The sequence below is a fragment of the Mesorhizobium sp. KR9-304 genome (genome assembly GCF_040049215.1).
GTDB lineage: Bacteria > Pseudomonadota > Alphaproteobacteria > Rhizobiales > Rhizobiaceae > Mesorhizobium_K.
This window is the reverse complement of sequence record NZ_JBDZDN010000001.1, coordinates 1,608,489-1,627,595: the sequence shown is the minus strand read 5'-3', so window position 1 is coordinate 1,627,595 and position 19,107 is coordinate 1,608,489. Positions and strand designations below refer to the sequence as shown.

Genomic DNA, 19,107 nt, shown 5'->3' with positions numbered 1-19,107 from the left:
AGTTTGTTTCGATACCGAATCGAGCTTTACGCTGCGCGAAGCCGGCGTTCGCGGCGGATCACCTCCGAGGCAAGCTGCAGATAAGCCTGGCTGCCGGAGCATTTGAGGTCGTAGAGGATCGCCGGCTTGCCGTAGGACGGCGCCTCGGAAACCCTGACATTGCGCGGGATCACTGTCTCATAGACCTTCTCGCCCATATGTTCGCGAACGTCGTCGACGACCTGCCGGGCGAAGCTGTTGCGGCCGTCGAACATGGTGAGCACAATGCCTTGGATGGTCAGGTCGGGGTTAATCGAGTTACGCACCTGCTCGACTGTCTCCAAGAGCTGGCTCAATCCTTCCAGCGCGAAGAACTCGCATTGCAGCGGAACCAGCACTGAATCCGCCGCTGCCATGGAGTTCAGCGTCAAAAGATTGAGCGACGGCGGGCAGTCGATCAATATGTAGGTGAAGGCAGCCGAACGGCTGGCCGAGGCGTGGACTGCGTTGCGCAACCGCAGCACCCGGTCGGGCGTGCCGGCGATTTCCATCTCGATGCCGAGGAGATCGAGCGTCGACGGCACGATGGACAGCCCGGGCACTGCGGTCGGCATGGCGGCTTCGTCAAGCGTCAGCGCGCCGGTCAGTACGTCGTACGACGACGCCGAGCGCTCGCGCCGGTTGATGCCGAGGCCGGTACTGGCATTTCCCTGCGGATCGAGGTCGACGATGAGCACACGCTCGCCGATCGCGGCGAGCGCCGTAGCGAGGTTGATGGCGGTTGTTGTCTTGCCGACACCGCCCTTCTGGTTGGCGAGTGTTATGATACGCGGTCCGGGCTTCATTGTAAGCCTCTGTATGCAATCGGTTTTTCAGCGTCAGCGATCGACTGTTAGCGGCGCTTGAGATTGGCGATCTCAAGGATAACGCCGCCGGTATCGACCCTGCTTAGGTGTTCTATCAGATCGTATTGCCACAGAAGAGCGCTTTCTTGAACCTCTCGGCCGTAATCCCGACCTTTATGCAGAAGACCCGTTGCGCCGACCGACAACCAGGGAAAGGCAAGGTCGAGCAGCTCGGGCAATGGCGCCAGCGCTCTGGCTGTGACGATGTCGGGTGGCTGCAACCCTTTGATTCCCGGCCCAATTCTGCTTGCGTGGATGCGGGCAGGCAGCGCGAATTCGCCCACGGCAGCCTGCAGGAACCCCGCCTTTTTGCGGTTGCTCTCGACGAGATCGATATGCCCGCCAGGCCTATCCTTGAGCAAGAAGGCAAGAACAAGCCCCGGAAATCCACCTCCCGAGCCGAGGTCCAGCCAGCGGAGCGCATTCGGCGCGAGAGGCGCTAGTTGCGCGCTATCCAGAATATGCCGGTTCCAGAGGTCGTCCAGAGTGGATGGCGCGGCCAAATTAATGCGGCTCGCCCAGGTCCGAAACATCGCTTCGAAGGCCTCCAAGCCTTCGAATGTTTCACGTGAAACGGGGCCGGCAATATGGATAAGGCTTTGATACTTGTCACTATTCGTCAAACGGCACCTTCTTGCAGGCGCTCGGAATGCCGGATATGCGAAACGATCAACGCCACCGCCGCAGGGGTCATGCCGTCGATCCGCTGAGCCTCGGCCAAGGATCGGGGGCTGCGCGCACGAAGCTTCTGCTTGATTTCATTCGACAATCCAGGCACGCCGGAGAAATCGAGACCGGGCGGAATGGCCCGCTGTTCCTCGCGCCGGATCTGGATGGCATCCGCCGCCTGGCGATCGAGGTAGACCGCATATTTCGCTTCAGTTTCAAGGCGTTCGGCGGTTTTTGCATCGACTGAAGCGAGCTCTGGCCAAAGCGCCGCCAGCGAGTTCACGCTGGTATCCTTGACAGCCAGCAGGTCGTAGGCGGACCGCCTGATGCCATCCTGGTTCAGTTCGAGGCCCCGCTTGCGGGCCTCATTCGGCGTGATTGTGAGGCTCTTCGCCAAGACCCGAGCCGAATCAAGCACTTCGCGCATGCTTTCGTACCGGCGGGTACGCTCGGACGAGGCTATTCCGAGCTTGATGGCCAGCGGAGTCAGGCGTTCGTCGGCATTGTCGGCGCGCAGCGATAGGCGGAACTCCGCGCGGGACGTGAACATACGATAGGGTTCGGTGATGCCGCGCATCGTCAAATCGTCAATCATTACACCGACATAGGCCTCGGTGCGGCTAAGCGTGACCTGATTTTTGTTCACAGCACGTCTGGCGGCGTTCAAACCAGCGAGAATTCCCTGCGCAGCCGCCTCTTCATAGCCGGTTGTGCCGTTAATCTGGCCGGCAAGGAAAAGTCCCTGCACGCGCTTCGTCTCGAGCGTGGTTTCCAGCTCGCGCGGATCGACATGGTCATATTCGATCGCATAGCCTGGCTGACGCATGACCGCCCTTTCCAGTCCGGGGATGGTCTTCAGCATCTCGAGCTGGACATCCTCGGGCAGCGAGGTCGAGATACCGTTCGGATAGACGGTGTCGTCGTCCAGACCCTCGGGCTCCAGAAAGATCTGGTGGCCTTCGCGATCGCCGAACTTCACAATCTTGTCCTCTATGGACGGGCAATAGCGGGGACCGACACCTTCGATCGATCCCGAATACATCGCCGAGCGCCCAAGATTCGTCCGGATGACGTCGTGAGTCGCCGGAGTCGTGCGGGTGATGCCACATTCGATCTGACGGTTCGCGATGCGGTCTGTCATCAGCGAGAAGGGCACGGGGTCCTCGTCGGCCGCCTGCATTTCCAGCGAGGCCCAGTCGATCGTGCGGCCGTCGAGCCGGGGCGGGGTTCCGGTCTTGAGGCGGCCGAGCTTGAAGCCGGCGCGAGCCATGGTCGCCGAGAGGCCCATGGACGCCTTTTCGTTCATCCGCCCGGCGACGATCTTCCTTTCGCCGATATGGATGAGGCCGCGCAGAAAGGTACCCGTCGTCAGCACCACGGCGCCGCAGGTGAGGCGGCGGCCGTCGGCCAGCAGGACGGCGGCAACCCAGCCATTGTCCAGGTCGAGGTCCTCAACCTCGGCTTCGACGACATCAAGCAGATCCTGTCCGGCGATGGCCTGCTGCATGGCGGCGGCATAGAGCTTGCGGTCCGCCTGCGTGCGGGGACCGCGCACGGCCGGACCTTTGCGACGGTTAAGCAGGCGGAACTGGATTCCCGCGGCGTCGGCGACACGGCCCATCAGGCCGTCCAGCGCATCGATCTCGCGCACGAGATGGCCCTTGCCGAGCCCGCCGATCGCCGGATTGCAGGACATCGCCCCTATCTTGTCGGCTCGCAGCGTGACCAGCGCGGTGCGGGCACCGGAGCGCGCGGCAGCACTTGCCGCCTCGCAGCCGGCATGGCCGCCGCCAACCACCACGACATCGTAGATTCCAGTCATGTCAGCTTCCGCTTCGTTGCGCCGACAGATGTGCGCAATGAGCGTAGGTGTCAAGCCATTGAAGGCACGAGCGTTTCACGTGAAACGCAGGGCCCGGGGAGGAAGCGTGTTTCACGTGAATCACGCACCCGTGGGAAATTGACGCGGCACCGGTTCCGTGAAACGTTGTCGACGCACATTGCGGGAGCTGGGCAATGAAAACCTATATCAAGCCGACGTTCGTACGCCGCGAAGAGTTGGTTAGAATAACGTCAGGCTGCATGGTCATCGTGTCATTCGAACCAAATGACCCTGCATAGCGGCGATCCACTAATCGTCTCAGCCGCAATGCGAAACGCCGGAATCCGGTCGTCCCTTCCCGTACTACTTGCCAATGCAGAATTGCGAGAAGATGACGTTGAGCAGGTCCTCGACATCGACTGCGCCCGAAATCCTGCCGAGCCGGTCCGCAGCGAGCCGAAGATCGTCGGCGCGAAGTTCAAGGCCGCGACCGTCGGCCACCAAGGCGGATTCCAGATGGGCCGCGGTCTCTCGCAACAGTTCAATGTGGCGCAGCCGCGAGGGAAGGACATCGCCGGCTTCGCCCACTGCATGCTTGGCTCTTTCGGCTAAAAGACCAAGGAGTTGGTCGATTCCCTGACCTGTGATGGAAGAGACCATCAGAAGGGGTTGGTCTGCAGCCTCCGTGGAGATAACCCGTGCGTTCGCGATGTGTCCCAAGCCCGCCACGGCACTGATATCCTTGGCTCCTATCAAGCTGCCGGCCACCAGGTCGGCCTTTGTCTCTATGTGGATAACATTGGGATTAACGAGGACGGGCAAGACGGGGGCTTCAGCCGTAGCGTCGATCAGGAGCAGGACGAGGTCGGAGCTCTCGGCGCGTTGCCGGGCGCGTTCGATGCCGATCGCTTCTACCTTGCCTGCACCTTCGCGGATGCCGGCCGTGTCGGTGAGGCGGACCTTTATGCCGTTCAGGTCCAAAGCAAGCTCGACCAAGTCACGGGTCGTGCCAGGCTCGTCGGAGACAATCGCCGCGTCGCGGCGGGCGAGCGCATTCAACAGGCTGGACTTTCCGGCATTGGGTGCACCGACGATGACGACATCGTAGCCGTCACGGATCATCTCAGCGCGGTGGAAGCCACTTATATGCTCGCGGATCTCGCCGAGCAGCTTTTCCATGTCTGCCCAGACAATATCGGCCACCGATCCCGGAACGTCCAACTCGTCGGCGAAGTCGAGTTCCGCCTCGATCATGGCCCTGGCGTGGATGAGACGCTGACGCCAGCCTGAATAGAGGTTCGACTGGGCGCCGTCGGCGTTCAGGACGGCCAGGCGGCGCTGGGCTTCGGTCTCGGCCGAAATGAGGTCGGCGAGAGCCTCGGTCTCAGTCAGGTCCAATTTGCCGTTGAGAAAGGCGCGGCGGGTGAACTCGCCAGCTTCGGCGTGGCGGACCCCTGGGATGCCGGTCAAGGCGGCGAGAATTGCGGCAACCACCGCCTTGCCGCCATGGATCTGGAACTCGGCGCAGTCCTCGCCGGTGAAGCTGCGCGGCGCAGGGAAAAATAGTATCAGGCCCGAATCGATCTTTGCACCGGCGGGCGCGCGCAGGGCGCCGTAGCTCGCAAGGCGCGGTTCAGGAAGCTCGCCAGAGATCGTTTCGAGTGCGAATCGAGTCTGTTTACCAGAGATGCGGATGACCGCGATGCCGGCGGGCAAGCGGCCGCTGGATAGCGCGACGATGGTGTCGGGGAAGTCGATGGAACTCACGGTGCGTCCTTCGAGGCTCGCTCCGCTCGCTCACGATGGGGGAGTAGCTGCCTGTCACTCCCTCCAGGCAGCTGCGGAGCCCCTTCATTGCCTGATTTACCTTAGCACAGGACGGCCACCCGTGATGCAAGGCCGACCTCTTCCGGGAACGGTCGCAGCGAGCTTCGAAGGACCGCCGCCGGGCGTGGCATCAGCTGCCGATCCATCATGGTTAACGGATCATTAACGTCGCGCCCACTCGTTCCGAGTCCGAATCGAGGCCGACATCCGGCCTCGTCGGGTCACGTATTCATCGAGTCGAAGAAGTCCGCGTTGGTCTTGGTCTGCTTCAGCTTGTCGATGAGGAACTCGATCGCGTCGGTGGTACCCATCGGAGCCAGGATACGGCGCAGCACGAAGATCTTTTGCAGGTCGGCCTTCGTAACCAGCAGATCTTCCTTGCGGGTACCGGATTTCAGGATGTCCATCGCCGGATAGATGCGCTTGTCGGCAACCTTGCGGTCGAGCACGATTTCCGAGTTGCCGGTGCCCTTGAATTCTTCGAAGATCACTTCGTCCATGCGGCTGCCGGTGTCGATCAGCGCGGTCGCGATAATGGTGAGCGACCCGCCTTCTTCGATGTTGCGCGCCGCGCCGAAGAAGCGCTTCGGGCGCTGCAGCGCGTTGGCGTCGACGCCGCCGGTGAGCACCTTGCCGGAAGACGGCACCACGGTGTTGTAGGCCCTGCCGAGACGGGTGATTGAGTCGAGCAGGATGACGACGTCGCGGCCGTGCTCGACCAGGCGCTTGGCCTTCTCGATGACCATTTCGGCGACCTGCACGTGGCGAGAAGCCGGTTCGTCGAAGGTTGAGGACACGACCTCGCCCTTCACCGAACGCTGCATGTCCGTCACTTCCTCGGGGCGCTCGTCGATAAGCAAGACGATGAGGTAGCACTCGGGATGGTTGGCGGTGATCGAGTGCGCGATGTTCTGGAGGATCACCGTCTTGCCGGTGCGCGGCTGCGCGACGATCAGGGAACGCTGGCCCTTGCCGATCGGCGCTACCAAGTCGATGACCCGCGACGTGATGTCCTTGCCAGTCGGGTTCTCGACCTCCATACGCAGCCGTTCCGTCGGGTAAAGCGGCGTCAGATTGTCGAAGTGGATCTTGTGCCGGATCTTCTCCGGATCGTCGAAATTGATCGTATTGACCTTGAGCAGGGCGAAGTAGCGTTCACCCTCCTTGGGGCTGCGGATCGGTCCCTCGACCGTATCGCCGGTCTTCAGCGAGAAGCGCCGGATCTGCGACGGCGAGATATAGATGTCGTCGGGACCCGGCAGATAGTTGGCGTTTGCCGAGCGGAGGAAGCCGAAGCCGTCCTGCAGCACCTCGACGACGCCGTCGCCAATGATCTCGATGTCCTGGCCTGCCAGCTTCTTCAGGATCGCGAACATCAGCTCCTGCTTGCGCATGACGCTGGCGTTCTCGACCTCGAGCGATTCCGCGTAAGCGATCAGCTCCGGCGGCTTCTTGTTCTTGAACTCTGCGAGTTTCATTTCCTGCATATAGATGGACTCTGGGTGGGAAATTGGTGGGGAATGCGGATCGTCTAACGCGATTGTCGTCGGTGCGGCCGGGCCAGTGGGCAGGGAGGCGGCACAGGACGGGAAAGGAAGAATCGTCTTCTAGCGGCGCTGCCCGCAAAGAGCAAGCCACGAATCGCTGCCGCCGTCAGAACGGCTTTACGATGACCAGAATCACGATGGCGATCATCAGCAATGTGGGGATCTCGTTGACGATGCGCCAGTGGCGGGGCGACTTTTCGTTGCGGTCGTCGGCGAAGCGGCGGACCGACGCCGACAGATAGCCGTGCACGCCCGACATGGCGAGCACGAGCGCGATCTTGGCGTGCAGCCAGCCGCCCTTGAAGCCGAAGCCATCCCAGGCAAGCCACAGGCCCAATACCCAGGTGACGATCATCGCCGGATTGATGATGGCGCGCAGCAGCCGGCGCTCCATCACCTTGAAGGTTTCCGCCTGCGGCGAACCGACAGGAACCTCCGAATGATAGACGAAGAGGCGCGGCAGATAGAGCATGCCGGCCATCCAGGCGATCACCGCGATAACATGGACCGCCTTGGCCCAGAGATAGAAGTTTTCGGGGTAGAGCCAGAAGACGAAGGCCGTCAGCGCCAGGAACACCACTACCGCAACAAGAGCCCGCGTCATGGCTTGCGCCCCGCCCGGGCGTGGTCCGATACTGCTCGTCTTCTCGTTCATTTTCGGGCGCTCCTGACCTGCGAGATCATCGCCTCGACATGGGCGATCGGCGTTTCAGGCGTGATGCCATGGCCAAGGTTGAAGACCAGCGGGCCGTCGCCGAGGGCGTCCAGTATCGCTTCGATCCCCTCGCTGAGCGCTTCGCCACCGGCGACAAGCCGCTGCGGATCGAGATTGCCCTGCACGGCGCCGTCCTTCTGCAAGCACCGCGCCTGGGCCAGCGGCACGGTCCAGTCGAGGCCGAGCGCGGCGGCGCCTGTCGCCGCGCGATAGCCGTCGTAGCGGCTGCCGGCGCCCTTGGGGAAAGCGACGACCGGCACATCCGGATGCGCGGCGTGCACCTGGCGCACGATCTCGGCGACGGGTTCGACACAGCTGGCCTGGAAACCGGCCCCATCGAGGACACCCGACCAGGAATCGAATATCTGCACCACGTCGGCCCCGGCATCGATCTGGCGGATGAGATAGGCCGCGGACTGGTCCGCCAGCAGCTTCAGGAGCCGCCTCATAGCCTGCGGATGGCGGTAAGCGAAAAGCCGGGCCGGCGCCTGGTCGGGCGTGCCGTGGCCGGCGATCATATAGGTGGCGACCGTCCAGGGCGCGCCGCAGAATCCTATGAGCGTGGTTTCGTCCGGCAGATCGGCGCGCAGGCGTCGGACGGTCTCGTAGATCGGCGAAAGATTCACGTGAAACCTTTCCGTCTCCAGGCCGTCGATTTCAGCCACCTCGAGCGGCGTCATCAGCGGACCGCGTCCCTCCTCGAAGTGCAGGTCGCGGCCAAGCGCATGCGGAACGACCAGAATATCGGAAAAGAGGATCGAGGCGTCGAAACCAAAGCGCCGGATCGGCTGCAGCGTCACCTCGACGGCGAGGTCGGGATTGTAGCAGAGGTCGAGGAAGCTCCCTGCTCTCTTACGGGTTTCGCGGTATTCGGGCAGATAGCGACCGGCCTGGCGCATCATCCAGACGGGCGGAGGAAAGGCGGTTTTGCCCCTCAGCACATCCAGCATGACGCGTTGTCCCGGGGTACTCTCTAAAACCAAAACTTAGATTCTTTCTGTTTTCTAGTTCTTAGACTCTGTGGGAATCGGTGGTTGCGAATTGTCCCCAGGCAGCTGCCGGAAGGTGGAGCTTCCTTACAGGACGAACATTCACCGGGAAAGGACAAGTCTGGGGACGAACCGGATTCTGCGTGGTTTTGCCGCTACTTGGGCAACGCCCGATATAGAACGGTTTGGCGCCGCGTGCCGGAGGCTGGTTTTGTCCCCATAGTCTTCCCAGACCGGAGAACGATCTCCAAGGCAGGGCGAATTGTGGACATCTGGCCATCTGATACAGTCGCCCGCCGAAGCAGCCGAAATCCTCCCGTCTTGTCCACAGCAGATCACAGCCACCCCCAAATCCCGTGTATGAATGACGAAACCGCAGAGCTTCTTCCATCTCCATCTGATCTCCGACGCCACCGGCGAGACACTGATTGCCGCCGGCCGCGCGGTTTCGGCGCAATACAAGGACGCGCGCGCCATCGAGCACATCTTTCCGCTGATCCGCACCGAAAAGCAGCTGGCGAAGGTTTTCGAGGACATAGAGGAGGAGCCTGGCATCGTGCTCTATACGGTGGTCGACCAGGGACTGGCTCGGCAGATCGATGAGCGCTGCGCGGCGATGGGGCTGCCCTGCGTGTCCGTCCTGGAACCGGTGCTTACCGTCTTCCAGTCCTATCTCGGTACGCCGGCCGGCCGGCGCGTCGGCGCCCAGCATGTGCTCGACGCGGAATATTTCCGCCGCATCGACGCGCTGAACTTCACCATGGAGCATGATGACGGCCAGCTACCGGAGGAGGCCGACCAGGCCGATATCGTGCTGGTCGGCATATCCAGGACGTCGAAGACGCCGACCTCGATCTATCTCGCCAACCGCGGCATCAAGACCGCAAACATCCCGATCGTGATCGGCGTGCCCGTGCCCGACAGCCTGACGAGGGCAAAGAATCCGCTGATCGTCGGGCTGATCGCAACGGCCGAGCGCATCTCGCAGGTGCGCCAGAACCGGCTGCTTGGGGCAACGCCGGGTTTCGACGCCGAGATCTATGCCGATCGCGCGGCGATTACCGAGGAGCTCACCTATGCAAGGCAGATATTCACCCGCCACGGCTGGCCGATGATCGATGTCAGCCGCCGCTCGATCGAGGAGACGGCGGCGGCGATCGTTGCGCTGAGGGGCAAGGTGAAGTCGGGCGGCGGCGTGCTATAGCGACAGGCGGCACGCGAACGGGTAGGAAATAAATGGCCGAAAGAATAGTGCTGGCGTCGGGCAGCCAGTTTCGCAAGACGATGCTGGAAGCGGCGGGGGTTGTTGTCGACGTCGTGCCGGCCGATATCGACGAGCGCGCGGTCGAACAAACTCTTGAAGGCACCGGCGCGTCGCCGGAAGACGTGGCGCAGGTGCTGGCCGAGGCGAAGGCGCTGGAGGTCAGCGAAAGGCAGCCCGGCCGGCTGGTGCTCGGCTGCGACCAGACGCTGTCGCTGGGTGACGAGCTGTTCCACAAGCCGAAGGACATGGAGGATGCGAGGCGGCACCTGCTGAAGCTGTCCGGCCGGACGCACCAGCTGAACAGCGCCGCCGTGCTGGCCAGGAACGGCGAGGCGCTGTGGCGCGACGTCGGCATCGCCCGGCTGACGATGCGCAAGCTCGAGCCGGCCTTCATCGGCAGGCACCTGGCGCGGGTCGGGCCGATGGCGCTGAACTCGGTCGGCGCTTACCAGATCGAGGGCGAGGGCATTCAGCTGTTCGAGAAGATCGAGGGCGATCACTTCACGATCGTCGGCCTGCCGCTGCTGCCGCTGCTCAAGGAATTGCGCGAACTCGGCGCGATCGATGGCTGACATGGCGAAAAAGGCCTTCGTCTGCGGGCATCCGATCGCGCATTCGCGTTCGCCTGCCATCCACGGCTACTGGCTGAGGAGATATGGCATTGCGGGCAGCTACGAGGCGATCGATGTGACGCCGGAGGACGCGGCGGGTTTCTTCGCGGCGCTCGGGCAGCGAGGTTTTGCCGGCGGCAATGTCACCATTCCGCACAAGGAGGCAGCCTTCGCGGCGGCGGTACGGCGGGACGGGGCGGCTGAACGGATCGGCGCGGTCAACACGCTGTGGTTCGAGGACGGGGTGCTCTGTGGCGGCAACACGGACGCCGAAGGGTTCGCGGCCAATCTCGACGAACGGGCGCCCGGCTGGACGAAGCTTGGCGCGGCGGTGGTGCTGGGCGCCGGCGGCGCGGCGCGGGCGGTCATCCACGCGCTGAAGGAGCGCGGTTTTGCCGACATTCGCGTGACGAACCGGACGCTCGCGCGGGCGGTCGAGCTAGCCGACCGCTTCGGTCCGGATGTCTCGGCGCATCCGGTCGCGGTGACGACAGAGCTGCTTTCGGATGCCGGCCTGCTGGTCAACACGACGGCGCTCGGCATGGCCGGCAAGGCGGGAGCCGGCGAACTGCCGGCCGATCCGCAAGCGCTGCCGCGGCATGCGATCGTTACAGACATCGTCTACGTCCCATTGGAGACGCCGCTGCTTGCCGCCGCGCGGCGGTGCGGGCTGAAGACGGTCGACGGGCTCGGCATGCTGCTCCACCAGGCGGCGCCCGGCTTCGAGCGCTGGTTCGGGAGACGGCCGGAGGTGACGGAAGAGTTGCGTGGGATGATCATCGCCGACATGGCAAAGGCATCGGCTGCAAAATCATGATCGTGCTCGGCCTGACGGGCTCGATCGGCATGGGCAAGTCGACGACGGCGAAGATGTTTGCCGATTTCGGCGTGCCGGTGCATGAATCCGACGAGGCGGTGCACAGGCTCTATCGCGGCAAGGCCGTGCCGCTGGTGGAAGCCGCTTTTCCCGGCACGACGGCGGACGGCGTGGTCGACCGGGTCAAGCTCGCCGAGCGCGTGCTCGGCGACCAGGCGGCGCTGAAACGGCTCGAGGCGATCGTGCATCCGCTGGTGCGCGCCGACGCCACGGCCTTCCTCAAACGGCAACATACGGCAGGCGCGCCGCTGGCGGTCGTCGACATACCGCTGCTCTACGAGACGGGAGGCGAGGAGCGCGTCGACCAGGTGGCGGTGGTGACCGCCGAGCCTCAGGTGCAGCGCGAGCGGGTGCTGTCGCGGCCGGGCATGACCGAGGAGAAGTTCGAGAAAATCCTCGTCCAGCAGGTGCCGGACGCGGCGAAGCGGCGCATGGCCGATTTCGTCATCGACACCGGCGAGGGCATGGACGCGGCCCGCCAGGCGGTGGCGGATATCATCGAGAGGCTGACGGGGAAGCGGCCGGAGGGAGCATAGCGCCGCGACGGCCGCTGAGGCAAAGGGCAATTGCGGCAGCGAAGCCCTCATGGTCTCGGCCATTCGGGCCTCGACACTTCTCCATCAAAGTGGGGGAGAGGTCAGGCCAACCTTGCGCGGCCGCGCCATGCATCCCATGATTTTTCCGCAAGGAGAAACTGATTCGATGCGGGAAATCGTCTTCGACACCGAGACAACGGGGCTGGACTGGCGCGACGAGCGCGTCATCGAGCTCGGCGGCATCGAACTGGTCAACCGCTTCCCGACCGGCCGCACCTTCCACAGATACCTCAATCCGCAGGGCCGCCAGATCAATGCCGAAGCGCAGGCCGTCCATGGCATCAGCGCGGCCGATCTCGTCGACAAGCCGACCTTCGCCGACATAGCGGAAGAATTCGTCGCCTTCATCGACGGCGCGCATCTGGTCGCCCACAATGCCGGCTTCGACATCGCCTTCATCAATGCGGAGCTGGCGCGGCTCGGCCAGCCGGCGGTCGACCAGGGCCGCGTCGTCGACACGCTGGCGATCGCCAAGCGCAAGCATCCGATGGGGCCGAACTCGCTCGACGCGCTCTGCCGCCGCTACGGCATCGACAACAGCCGCCGCACCAAGCACGGCGCGCTGCTCGATTCCGAACTGCTGGCGGAAGTCTATATCGAGCTGATCGGCGGCAAGCAGGCGGCGCTCGGCCTCGACACAATCGTCTCGGGCTCGTCGACGACGATCGAGATCACGACGATCGAAATCAGCATCCGCCAGAGGCCGGTGCCGCTGGCGCCGCGCCTGACCGAAGCGGATCTCGCGGCGCACGGCCTGTTGGTCAAGGATCTCGGCGAGAAGGCCATATGGCTGCAGATGGGCGAGGGGGCAGCGGCGTAATATCGGCAAACCCGGACCGAGCCCCTCGCTTGGCAGATTCTAACAGGAGGGAAGCATGGCAATTAGGGTTGATCGTTTCCCGAACTCGACTGGCAGAAGCCGTCAGACTTACACAGGCACCATTGCTGAAGTCAGCCTGTATGAAGTGACAATTCGGTTCTTGTCGGCCGGACCGAAGCGAAAATCGGGGTTTGACGTTTGCATTGAAACGTCCAGCTTCAAAGAGATGGCCAAGGCCATGATGGCGATAGAACCCGGTGTTGCGATTCGGGCGTTTGGCAGGGCGCTGGAAGATTATCGGAACTAGCCCAAGCCGTCTTCTGCTCTACTTGGCAAACTTCCGGGCGCCGAAGACGCACGCGATCACCCCGGCGGTGATCAACAGCATCGACCATGTAACAGGCTCGCCGAGCAGGGCGGCGGCGATTGCCAGCCCGAAGAAGGGCTGCAGCAGCTGCAGCTGGCCGACGGCGGCGATGCCGCCCTGGGCAAGGCCGCGATACCAGAAGACGAAGCCGACCAGCATGCTGAAGACCGACACGTAGGCCAGGCCGGTCCACGCAGGCAGCCCAATCGCCGCAAACGACGGCGGCAGGGTGGCGATCGACAGCACGAGCATCACCGGCAGCGACAGGACGAGCGCCCAGGAGATGACCTGCCATCCGCCGAGCGTGCGCGACAGTTTTGCGCCTTCGGCATAACCAAGCCCGCAGACGACGATGGCGGCGAGCATCAGCGCGTCGCCCGCCGGCGAGGCGGCCAGCCCCTGCATCAAGGCAAAGCCGGCGACCAGCGCGCTGCCGAGCGTGGAGAACAGCCAGAAGGCGGGCTTTGGCCGCTCGCCGCCGCGCAACACGCCGAATATCGCGGTCGAGAGCGGAAACAGCCCGATGAACACGATCGAGTGTGCCGACGTGACGTATTGGAGGGCAAGCGCCGTCAACAGCGGAAAGCCGACGACGACGCCGATGGCAACGATGAAAAGGGACGTCAGATCGCTGCGCGACGGACGCTTTTCCCTGAACAGAAGCAGCAGGCCGAGGCCAAGCAGCCCGGCGATCGCCGCGCGCGCCGCGGTGAGGAACAGCGGATCGAATTCAAGAACCGCTACCCTGGTGGCGGGCAGCGAAGCGCTGAAGATAACGACGCCGACGAGTCCGTTGACCCATCCGCTTGCCGTTCGGTCCATGTGCGTTTGCAAGACTGTCATCGGGCGCGGACAAGGCAGTTCGGCCGAGGATTGGACAAGGGCCAGACAGGCAAAACGACGGGCTCAACAAAACGGGCGCAACAAAAACCCGGCGCGAGGCCGGGTTTCGTTCGTGCTCAAGTTCGGCGGCTCAGCTGACCTGAACCTTCGCCGCCTTGGCCTGGTCATCGGCGAGCTTCTGCTGGAACATCTGCGCGAAGTCGATAGGATCGAGCATCAGCGGCGGGAAGCCGCCGTTACGGGTCGCCTCGGCGATGATCTGGCGGGCGAAGGGGAAGAGCAGCCGCGGGCATTCGATGAACAGCAGCGGCAGCATGTGCTCCTGCGGAAAACCCTCGATGCGGAAGACGCCGCCGTAGACCAGCTCGACGTTGAACAGCACGTCCTTTTCGAAGGACGCCTTGGCGGTCAGCGTCAGGTTGACGTCGAATTCCTTCTCCGACATCGGATTGGCGTTGACGTTGACGTTGATAGCAATGCCGGGCGCTTTGTCGCGGCCGCGCAGCGAGTTCGGCGCGCCCGGGCTCTCGAAGGAGAGATCCTTCACATATTGGGCGAGAACGTTGAGTGCCGCTTTGGCGCCGTCTCCGTTGGTGGTTGCGCCTGCCGGCTTTTCTTCATTGGCCATGAGCCGGTTCCTTGTTCACTATCACAGGGGCCGCCGCGCAGCGGCCCGGTTTTGAAATCGGGCGTTGGCTAGCATGGCAGTCCGGGCAAGACAAGGTTCGGCAGCAGGTTTGGCCGCGACCCGTCATTCCAGCCGAAAGGCTGGCGCAAGCATGGGGTTCAGTCGTGGTCGATACGTCGCCAGGGCGATTCCGGGCGAGGCCCGGACTCGGGCCGAGTGCTGTATTCGTCGGCGTCGAGATCGATCGTCTTGCCGCGCGCGCCGGGTCGCGCGAAACCGCCGAAACCGGCGGCCGATATGATGACGCGGCTTTTCAGGAAGCGCCAGGCGAGCGCGCGCACCGGCGGCAGGAAGAGCAGCAGGCCGATGATGTCGGTGACGAAGCCCGGGATCAGCAGCAGGATGCCGGCGACGAGGATCATGGCGCCGTTGGCGAGCTCGCGGCTCGGGTCCTGGCCGGCGTCGAGTTCCTTGCTGACGCGGGCCATGACGCCGAAGCCCTGGACGCGCAGGAGGATAGCGCCGAGCACGCCGGCGGCAATGACGAGCGCCAGGGTGGCGAATACGCCGATCTGACGCCCGACGGCCACGAAGCTGGCGATCTCGAGGAAGGGCAGCGCAACAAGAAAAAGCGCAATAACGGGCAATCGCATTGTTGGTTGGTATCTTTCCGCAGAATTGGGCGAAAACGTTAACCGGCGCGGCAAATGCCCGCTACGGCTGGCGCTTTCCGTGGTAGATAGGTATGCACGCCTTTGATTTGAATGATGGCGGCATGCGTTCTATATGCAGGTATTGGAACCTGCTCGGCGCGGCGAGCCGTTTCACGGCCGGATCATGGGGCCGAAGCAAGGGATCTACTGGCGGCACACATGGAATTTTTCGACTTCGGCACGATTTTTTTCCTCGTTGCGGCGGTGGTGATTTTTTTCCAGCTGCGCAACGTGCTTGGCCGCCGCACGGGCAACGAGCGTCCGCCCTTCGACCCCTATACTGCCGCGCGTACCGCCAAGGAGGCCGCGGCGAAGTCCGAAAACGTCGTCTCGCTGCCGCGCAAGAAGGCGGCGGGCGAGGCAAGCGACGAGAGCTATGCCTCAATCGACGCCTTCGAGAAACCGGGCAGCGACCTGAACAAGGGACTGCGCGCGATCAAGGACGCCGATCCGTCCTTCGATCCGAAGACCTTCGTCGACGGCGCCAAGATGGCCTATGAGATGATCGTGATGGCCTATGCCGATGGTGACCGGAAGACGCTGAAGAACCTCTTGTCGCGGGAGGTCTTCGACGGTTTTGTCGCGGCGATCTCCGATCGCGAGGCCAAGTCGGAAAAGATCCAGTCCTCCTTCGTCGGCATCGACAAGGCAGCCATCGTCGCGGCGGAGATGAAGGGCGGCGAGGCGCATGTGACGCTGCGCATCGTCAGCGAGCTCATCTCGGCGACGCGCAACAAGGCCGGCGAGGTGATCGACGGCGACCCCGAGACGGTCGCCGAGGTGAAGGACGTCTGGACGTTCGCCCGCGACACCCGCTCGAAGGACCCGAACTGGAAGCTCGTCGCGACCGAAGAGGAAGATTGATTGGCGAAGGCGGTACCCGGAACCGACCCCGTGCCGCTCTCACCGCTTCTCCAGCCTGTTGCCTTCGACGACCTGCCCGGCTGGGACGACGACGACCATCTTCCCGCCTTCGAGGCGTTCCGGCGTTCCGCCTTCCACATCCTGACAAAACCCTATCGGACGGGCTCGCTCGGCGTGGCTTTCCAGAGTTTTGCCGAAGCTTACGCGGATTCACGTGAAACATCGCCGGCGGACAGCGGTGGCGCCAGGCGCTTCTTCGAGCGGCATTTCACGCCGGCTCTGGTGTCGCCTGGAGGACAGGCGGCAAGCGGCTTCGTGACCGGCTTCTACGAGCCGGTGGTCGAAGCCTCGCCGGTGAGGACTGAAAAATTCACCGTGCCGCTGCTGTCGCGGCCCGACGATCTGATCGACATCGACGACGCCAACCGGCCGGCCGGACTGGATCCCTATCTTGCGTTCGGGCGAAGGACGGAGACGGGGCCGGTGGAATATTTCGACCGCGCGGCGATCGAGCAGGGTGCGCTCGCGGGCCGCGGGCTGGAGATCGCCTGGCTGGCAAGCAAGGTCGACGCCTTCTTCATCCATGTGCAGGGCGCGGCGCGGCTGCAGATGACCGACGGCTCGTTGAAGCGCGTGACCTATGCGGCGAAGTCGGGCCAGCGCTTCACCGGCATCGGCAGGGTTCTCGCCGACCTCGGCGAGATCCCGCTCGCAGACGTGACGATGCAATCGATCCGCGGCTGGCTGGCGGACAATGCCGGGCGCGTGGACGAGATTCTGCGGCAAAACCGCTCCTACATCTTTTTCCGCGAGGCGGCGGTCGAGGACGCGGAACTCGGCCCCATCGCGGCGGCGAAAGTGCCGCTGACCTCAGGCCGTTCGGTGGCGGTCGATCGTCTGCTGCACACATTCGGCACGCCTTTTTATATAGACGCGCCGTCGCTCACGGCTTTCGGCGGGAAGGGATTCCGCCGGCTGATGATTGCGCAGGACACAGGCTCGGCGATCGTCGGGCCGGCGCGCGGCGACCTGTTCGCCGGCTCAGGCGACGCGGCGGGGGAGATCGCCGGCGTGGTGCGCAACGCGGCGGACTTTTATGCGCTGTTGCCCAAGGCACTGGTGGGCGCGTCGCCGTGAGCCGGGCGGGCAAAAAACTCACAGACGAGGACCGGGTTCTGTGGAGCCTGGTGGCGAAATCCGCCAGGCCGCTCAAGGGCAGGAAGCCGGTCGAGGAAGAGACGCCCAAGCCCGCGGCCTTGGAGAAACAGCCGGCCGCAGCGGCTGCCGCCGCGACGGCGCAGGCGCCGGTGCCGCCGAAGCGACAGCATGTGGCGCATGTGCTCGACCGGCCGACGCTGGACAAACTCGCGCGCGGACGCCTGCCGATCGAGGGCCGCGTCGACCTGCACGGCATGACGCAAAGCGAAGCGCATTCGCTGCTATTGTCCTTCCTGCAAAGGGCGCATGCCGGCGGCGTGCGTTACGTGCTGGTCATCACCGGCAAGGGATTTTCCTCCGGCGGCGACGGTATTCTCAGGCGGCAGGTGCCGGCCTGGCTGTCGACGCCGCCCTTCCGCGCGCTGGTGTCGAGCCACGATCTGGCGGCGCGCAACCATGGCGGCGAGGGTGCGCTCTATGTGCGGCTGAGGCGCAAGGCATGACGCCGCTCGGCGACAAGCTGCGCGATCTGCGCCGCAAGAAGGGCGTCAGCCAGAAGGAGATGGCGGCCGCGCTCGGCGTCAGCGCCGCCTATCTCTCGGCGCTGGAGCACGGCCGGCGCGGCGTGCCGACCTGGGTGCTGCTGCAGAAGATCATCGGCTATTTCAATGTCATCTGGGACGATGCCGAGGAGGTCTTGCGTCTTGCTGGCCAATCACGCCCGCGCGTGGTGATCGACACGTCGGGACTGTCGCCGGCCGCGACCGAACTCGCCAATCTTCTCGCCGAGCGCATAGCTGGCCTAGACGCTGAGACTCTGGATCGGATGATCGCGCTGTTGAGCGCGCCCCGTCCAGCAAGCGCCGGGACGGAATGACGACTAAAGATTCCGGCTGAGCCGAACCGATCAGAACAGCGCCTGCAATTCCGGCAGCTTTTCGTTGACCAGCCAGCCGTAATAATTCTCCTCCGGGAAGCGGGGCGCTTCGCCGCGCGCCGCGCGCTCCTCGTTCTCGCGCTTCAGTGCATAGGCGCGGGCGTCGGGATTGCCGATATTGTAGAGCGTCGCGGTGATGCCGGGGTTCTGCGAGATATCGAAGCCGGCGATCCCGGCATATGAGTCGATCGACTTCTTCAGCGCAGCGGCGACGTAGTTCAGCGTCAGGTCCGGATCCATGATGGTCTCGTAGACCTGGTTCGGGTTGCCGGCGTCGAGGGGCGGCAGGCCCGAGACCTGATGCACGAGGTCGCTCATCTGCAGGGCCGTCAGCGGGCTGAGCTGCCCCAACCCGAAGGTCTGGCCGGCATAATAGGGCTGGAAGAAGACGGTGGCGAAGCGATTGTCCGGGAAAGACACGCCACCGACGGTCTTGGCGCGGAAGGATCGGTTCCAGACGCTCTCGCGGCAGGTCCACAGCGTGTAGCTGTCCGATTGGGCGCATTCCGAAAATTGCGGCCGCCGGACGAAGTCGTCGACGTTCTCGCCTTCATAGGCGAAGGAGAGGTCGGCTTTCAGATAGGCGACGGCCTTTACGTAGTAGGTCTGCAGCCGGTCGTAGGCGTCGACATTGTAGGTGTGCTCGCCGACGATGGCGCCGACGATGTGCAGGGGGTCGATGCCATAGGCATTGGCCGCGTCGATGATCTTGCCGCGCAACGCGCCGTCGTTGTTCAGCAGCGCATAGACCTTGCGGTACTTGGCGTCGAAGGTGGTGCCGCCGGCCTTGGTGCGCTTGGACGAGCCACCGGGCACGCCGGGCTGTTCGAGCGAGCGGTTGCCGGGCGGCACCAGCGTCGTGGCGGAGGCGAAGGATGCGCCGAGCACAACAAAAAGCGCGGCCAAAAATGCCCGCGCCCAAAATTTGCCCGACGGCAACGCCTGTCCTGAGAATGCCAGCCCGATCATCCGCCAC

The 19,107-nt window shown here is 63.8% G+C and carries 21 protein-coding genes; 10 read left to right on the top strand and 11 right to left on the bottom strand.

Annotation, left to right across the window (positions count from 1 at the left end):
- Positions 1 to 26: 26 nt before the first annotated feature.
- The 7 genes from ABLE71_RS07730 to hemE form a co-directional block, all read right to left on the bottom strand.
- Positions 27 to 824 carry a ParA family protein gene (locus ABLE71_RS07730; protein ID WP_348782761.1) on the bottom strand — a complete coding sequence of 266 codons (798 nt, stop codon included), beginning with the start codon at positions 822 to 824 and terminating at the stop codon, positions 27 to 29.
- Between the two features lie 47 nt (positions 825 to 871).
- The gene (gene rsmG / locus ABLE71_RS07725; protein WP_348782760.1) at positions 872 to 1,507 is read right to left on the bottom strand and encodes a 16S rRNA (guanine(527)-N(7))-methyltransferase RsmG; all 636 of its coding nucleotides are present in this window, start codon (positions 1,505 to 1,507) and stop codon (positions 872 to 874) included.
- Positions 1,504 to 3,375: a tRNA uridine-5-carboxymethylaminomethyl(34) synthesis enzyme MnmG gene (gene mnmG, locus ABLE71_RS07720; RefSeq protein WP_348782759.1), complete on the bottom strand. Its 1,872-nt coding sequence runs from the start codon at positions 3,373 to 3,375 to the stop codon at positions 1,504 to 1,506. The genes rsmG and mnmG overlap by 4 nt, the downstream gene beginning before the upstream one ends.
- 363 nt (positions 3,376 to 3,738) lie before the next feature.
- On the bottom strand, positions 3,739 to 5,133 hold the full coding sequence (mnmE, locus tag ABLE71_RS07715) for a tRNA uridine-5-carboxymethylaminomethyl(34) synthesis GTPase MnmE (protein WP_348783693.1): 1,395 nt from the start codon (positions 5,131 to 5,133) through the stop codon (positions 3,739 to 3,741).
- 290 nt (positions 5,134 to 5,423) lie between these two features.
- Positions 5,424 to 6,689, bottom strand: a complete 1,266-nt coding sequence (gene rho / locus ABLE71_RS07710) for a transcription termination factor Rho (protein ID WP_348782758.1) — start codon at positions 6,687 to 6,689, stop codon at positions 5,424 to 5,426.
- Between the two features lie 166 nt (positions 6,690 to 6,855).
- Positions 6,856 to 7,404 (bottom strand): protoporphyrinogen oxidase HemJ, encoded by a 549-nt coding sequence (hemJ, locus tag ABLE71_RS07705; protein ID WP_348782757.1) that lies wholly within the window; start codon positions 7,402 to 7,404, stop codon positions 6,856 to 6,858.
- Positions 7,401 to 8,414, bottom strand: coding sequence for a uroporphyrinogen decarboxylase (gene hemE / locus ABLE71_RS07700; protein WP_348782756.1), 1,014 nt, complete (start codon positions 8,412 to 8,414; stop codon positions 7,401 to 7,403). Before hemE ends, hemJ begins: the two co-directional genes overlap by 4 nt.
- A gap of 403 nt (positions 8,415 to 8,817) precedes the next feature.
- Here hemE and ABLE71_RS07695 point away from each other — a divergent pair, with 403 nt between their 5' ends.
- The 6 genes from ABLE71_RS07695 (at position 8,818) to ABLE71_RS07670 (ending at position 12,928) form a co-directional block, all read left to right on the top strand.
- Entirely contained in the window at positions 8,818 to 9,657 is an 840-nt protein-coding gene (locus tag ABLE71_RS07695; protein ID WP_348782755.1) for a pyruvate, water dikinase regulatory protein, read from the top strand.
- 32 nt (positions 9,658 to 9,689) lie between these two features.
- On the top strand, positions 9,690 to 10,289 hold the full coding sequence (locus tag ABLE71_RS07690) for a Maf-like protein (protein WP_348782754.1): 600 nt from the start codon (positions 9,690 to 9,692) through the stop codon (positions 10,287 to 10,289).
- Positions 10,282 to 11,145: a shikimate dehydrogenase gene (locus ABLE71_RS07685; protein ID WP_348782753.1), complete on the top strand. Its 864-nt coding sequence runs from the start codon at positions 10,282 to 10,284 to the stop codon at positions 11,143 to 11,145. The genes ABLE71_RS07690 and ABLE71_RS07685 overlap by 8 nt, the downstream gene beginning before the upstream one ends.
- Positions 11,142 to 11,741, top strand: a complete 600-nt coding sequence (gene coaE / locus ABLE71_RS07680; RefSeq protein WP_348782752.1) for a dephospho-CoA kinase — start codon at positions 11,142 to 11,144, stop codon at positions 11,739 to 11,741. Before ABLE71_RS07685 ends, coaE begins: the two co-directional genes overlap by 4 nt.
- A gap of 166 nt (positions 11,742 to 11,907) precedes the next feature.
- A complete protein-coding gene (gene dnaQ / locus ABLE71_RS07675; RefSeq protein WP_348782751.1) occupies positions 11,908 to 12,621 on the top strand; it encodes a DNA polymerase III subunit epsilon in 714 nt (237 codons plus the stop codon).
- Positions 12,622 to 12,676: 55 nt separating this feature from the next.
- A complete protein-coding gene (locus ABLE71_RS07670; RefSeq protein ID WP_348782750.1) occupies positions 12,677 to 12,928 on the top strand; it encodes a hypothetical protein in 252 nt (83 codons plus the stop codon).
- An 18-nt stretch (positions 12,929 to 12,946) separates the two neighbouring features.
- Here ABLE71_RS07670 and ABLE71_RS07665 read toward each other — a convergent pair whose 3' ends face one another.
- From ABLE71_RS07665 to ABLE71_RS07655, 3 genes are all read right to left on the bottom strand, one after another.
- Complete coding sequence (locus ABLE71_RS07665; protein WP_348782749.1) at positions 12,947 to 13,810, bottom strand: DMT family transporter; 864 nt, start codon at positions 13,808 to 13,810, stop codon at positions 12,947 to 12,949.
- A 151-nt stretch (positions 13,811 to 13,961) separates the two neighbouring features.
- Entirely contained in the window at positions 13,962 to 14,459 is a 498-nt protein-coding gene (secB, locus tag ABLE71_RS07660) for a protein-export chaperone SecB (protein WP_348782748.1), read from the bottom strand.
- A gap of 158 nt (positions 14,460 to 14,617) precedes the next feature.
- The gene (locus ABLE71_RS07655; protein ID WP_348782747.1) at positions 14,618 to 15,112 is read right to left on the bottom strand and encodes an FxsA family protein; all 495 of its coding nucleotides are present in this window, start codon (positions 15,110 to 15,112) and stop codon (positions 14,618 to 14,620) included.
- 219 nt (positions 15,113 to 15,331) lie between these two features.
- On the opposite strand from ABLE71_RS07655, the gene ABLE71_RS07650 reads away from it, so the two are divergent.
- The 4 genes from ABLE71_RS07650 to ABLE71_RS07635 are packed head-to-tail and all read left to right on the top strand — an operon-like array spanning position 15,332 to position 18,071.
- On the top strand, positions 15,332 to 16,036 hold the full coding sequence (locus ABLE71_RS07650) for a Tim44/TimA family putative adaptor protein (protein ID WP_348782746.1): 705 nt from the start codon (positions 15,332 to 15,334) through the stop codon (positions 16,034 to 16,036).
- Positions 16,037 to 16,066: 30 nt separating this feature from the next.
- The gene (locus ABLE71_RS07645; protein ID WP_348783692.1) at positions 16,067 to 17,173 is read left to right on the top strand and encodes a murein transglycosylase A; all 1,107 of its coding nucleotides are present in this window, start codon (positions 16,067 to 16,069) and stop codon (positions 17,171 to 17,173) included.
- On the top strand, positions 17,170 to 17,697 hold the full coding sequence (locus tag ABLE71_RS07640) for a Smr/MutS family protein (protein ID WP_348782745.1): 528 nt from the start codon (positions 17,170 to 17,172) through the stop codon (positions 17,695 to 17,697). Before ABLE71_RS07645 ends, ABLE71_RS07640 begins: the two co-directional genes overlap by 4 nt.
- Positions 17,694 to 18,071 (top strand): helix-turn-helix domain-containing protein, encoded by a 378-nt coding sequence (locus ABLE71_RS07635; RefSeq protein WP_348782744.1) that lies wholly within the window; start codon positions 17,694 to 17,696, stop codon positions 18,069 to 18,071. Before ABLE71_RS07640 ends, ABLE71_RS07635 begins: the two co-directional genes overlap by 4 nt.
- 30 nt (positions 18,072 to 18,101) lie before the next feature.
- On the opposite strand, the gene ABLE71_RS07630 is transcribed toward ABLE71_RS07635, so the two are convergent.
- Entirely contained in the window at positions 18,102 to 19,037 is a 936-nt protein-coding gene (locus ABLE71_RS07630; RefSeq protein WP_348782743.1) for a DUF1402 family protein, read from the bottom strand.
- Between the last annotated feature and the right edge of the window lie 70 nt (positions 19,038 to 19,107).

Bases quoted from the DNA above. Each gene is read 5' to 3' on its own strand.
- mnmG (WP_348782759.1), bottom strand. From the start codon at position 3,375: ATGACTGGAATCTACGATGTCGTGGTGGTTGGCGGCGGCCATGCCGGC.
- ABLE71_RS07730 (WP_348782761.1), bottom strand. From the start codon at position 824: ATGAAGCCCGGACCGCGTATCATAACACTCGCCAACCAGAAGGGCGGT.
- dnaQ (WP_348782751.1), top strand. From the start codon at position 11,908: ATGCGGGAAATCGTCTTCGACACCGAGACAACGGGGCTGGACTGGCGC.
- ABLE71_RS07635 (WP_348782744.1), top strand. From the start codon at position 17,694: ATGACGCCGCTCGGCGACAAGCTGCGCGATCTGCGCCGCAAGAAGGGC.
- ABLE71_RS07655 (WP_348782747.1), bottom strand. From the start codon at position 15,112: ATGCGATTGCCCGTTATTGCGCTTTTTCTTGTTGCGCTGCCCTTCCTC.
- ABLE71_RS07685 (WP_348782753.1), top strand. From the start codon at position 10,282: ATGGCTGACATGGCGAAAAAGGCCTTCGTCTGCGGGCATCCGATCGCG.
- hemE (WP_348782756.1), bottom strand. From the start codon at position 8,414: ATGCTGGATGTGCTGAGGGGCAAAACCGCCTTTCCTCCGCCCGTCTGG.
- ABLE71_RS07695 (WP_348782755.1), top strand. From the start codon at position 8,818: ATGACGAAACCGCAGAGCTTCTTCCATCTCCATCTGATCTCCGACGCC.
- ABLE71_RS07690 (WP_348782754.1), top strand. From the start codon at position 9,690: ATGGCCGAAAGAATAGTGCTGGCGTCGGGCAGCCAGTTTCGCAAGACG.
- secB (WP_348782748.1), bottom strand. From the start codon at position 14,459: ATGGCCAATGAAGAAAAGCCGGCAGGCGCAACCACCAACGGAGACGGC.
- ABLE71_RS07670 (WP_348782750.1), top strand. From the start codon at position 12,677: ATGGCAATTAGGGTTGATCGTTTCCCGAACTCGACTGGCAGAAGCCGT.
- coaE (WP_348782752.1), top strand. From the start codon at position 11,142: ATGATCGTGCTCGGCCTGACGGGCTCGATCGGCATGGGCAAGTCGACG.
- ABLE71_RS07650 (WP_348782746.1), top strand. From the start codon at position 15,332: ATGGAATTTTTCGACTTCGGCACGATTTTTTTCCTCGTTGCGGCGGTG.
- hemJ (WP_348782757.1), bottom strand. From the start codon at position 7,404: ATGAACGAGAAGACGAGCAGTATCGGACCACGCCCGGGCGGGGCGCAA.
- rho (WP_348782758.1), bottom strand. From the start codon at position 6,689: ATGCAGGAAATGAAACTCGCAGAGTTCAAGAACAAGAAGCCGCCGGAG.
- ABLE71_RS07665 (WP_348782749.1), bottom strand. From the start codon at position 13,810: ATGGACCGAACGGCAAGCGGATGGGTCAACGGACTCGTCGGCGTCGTT.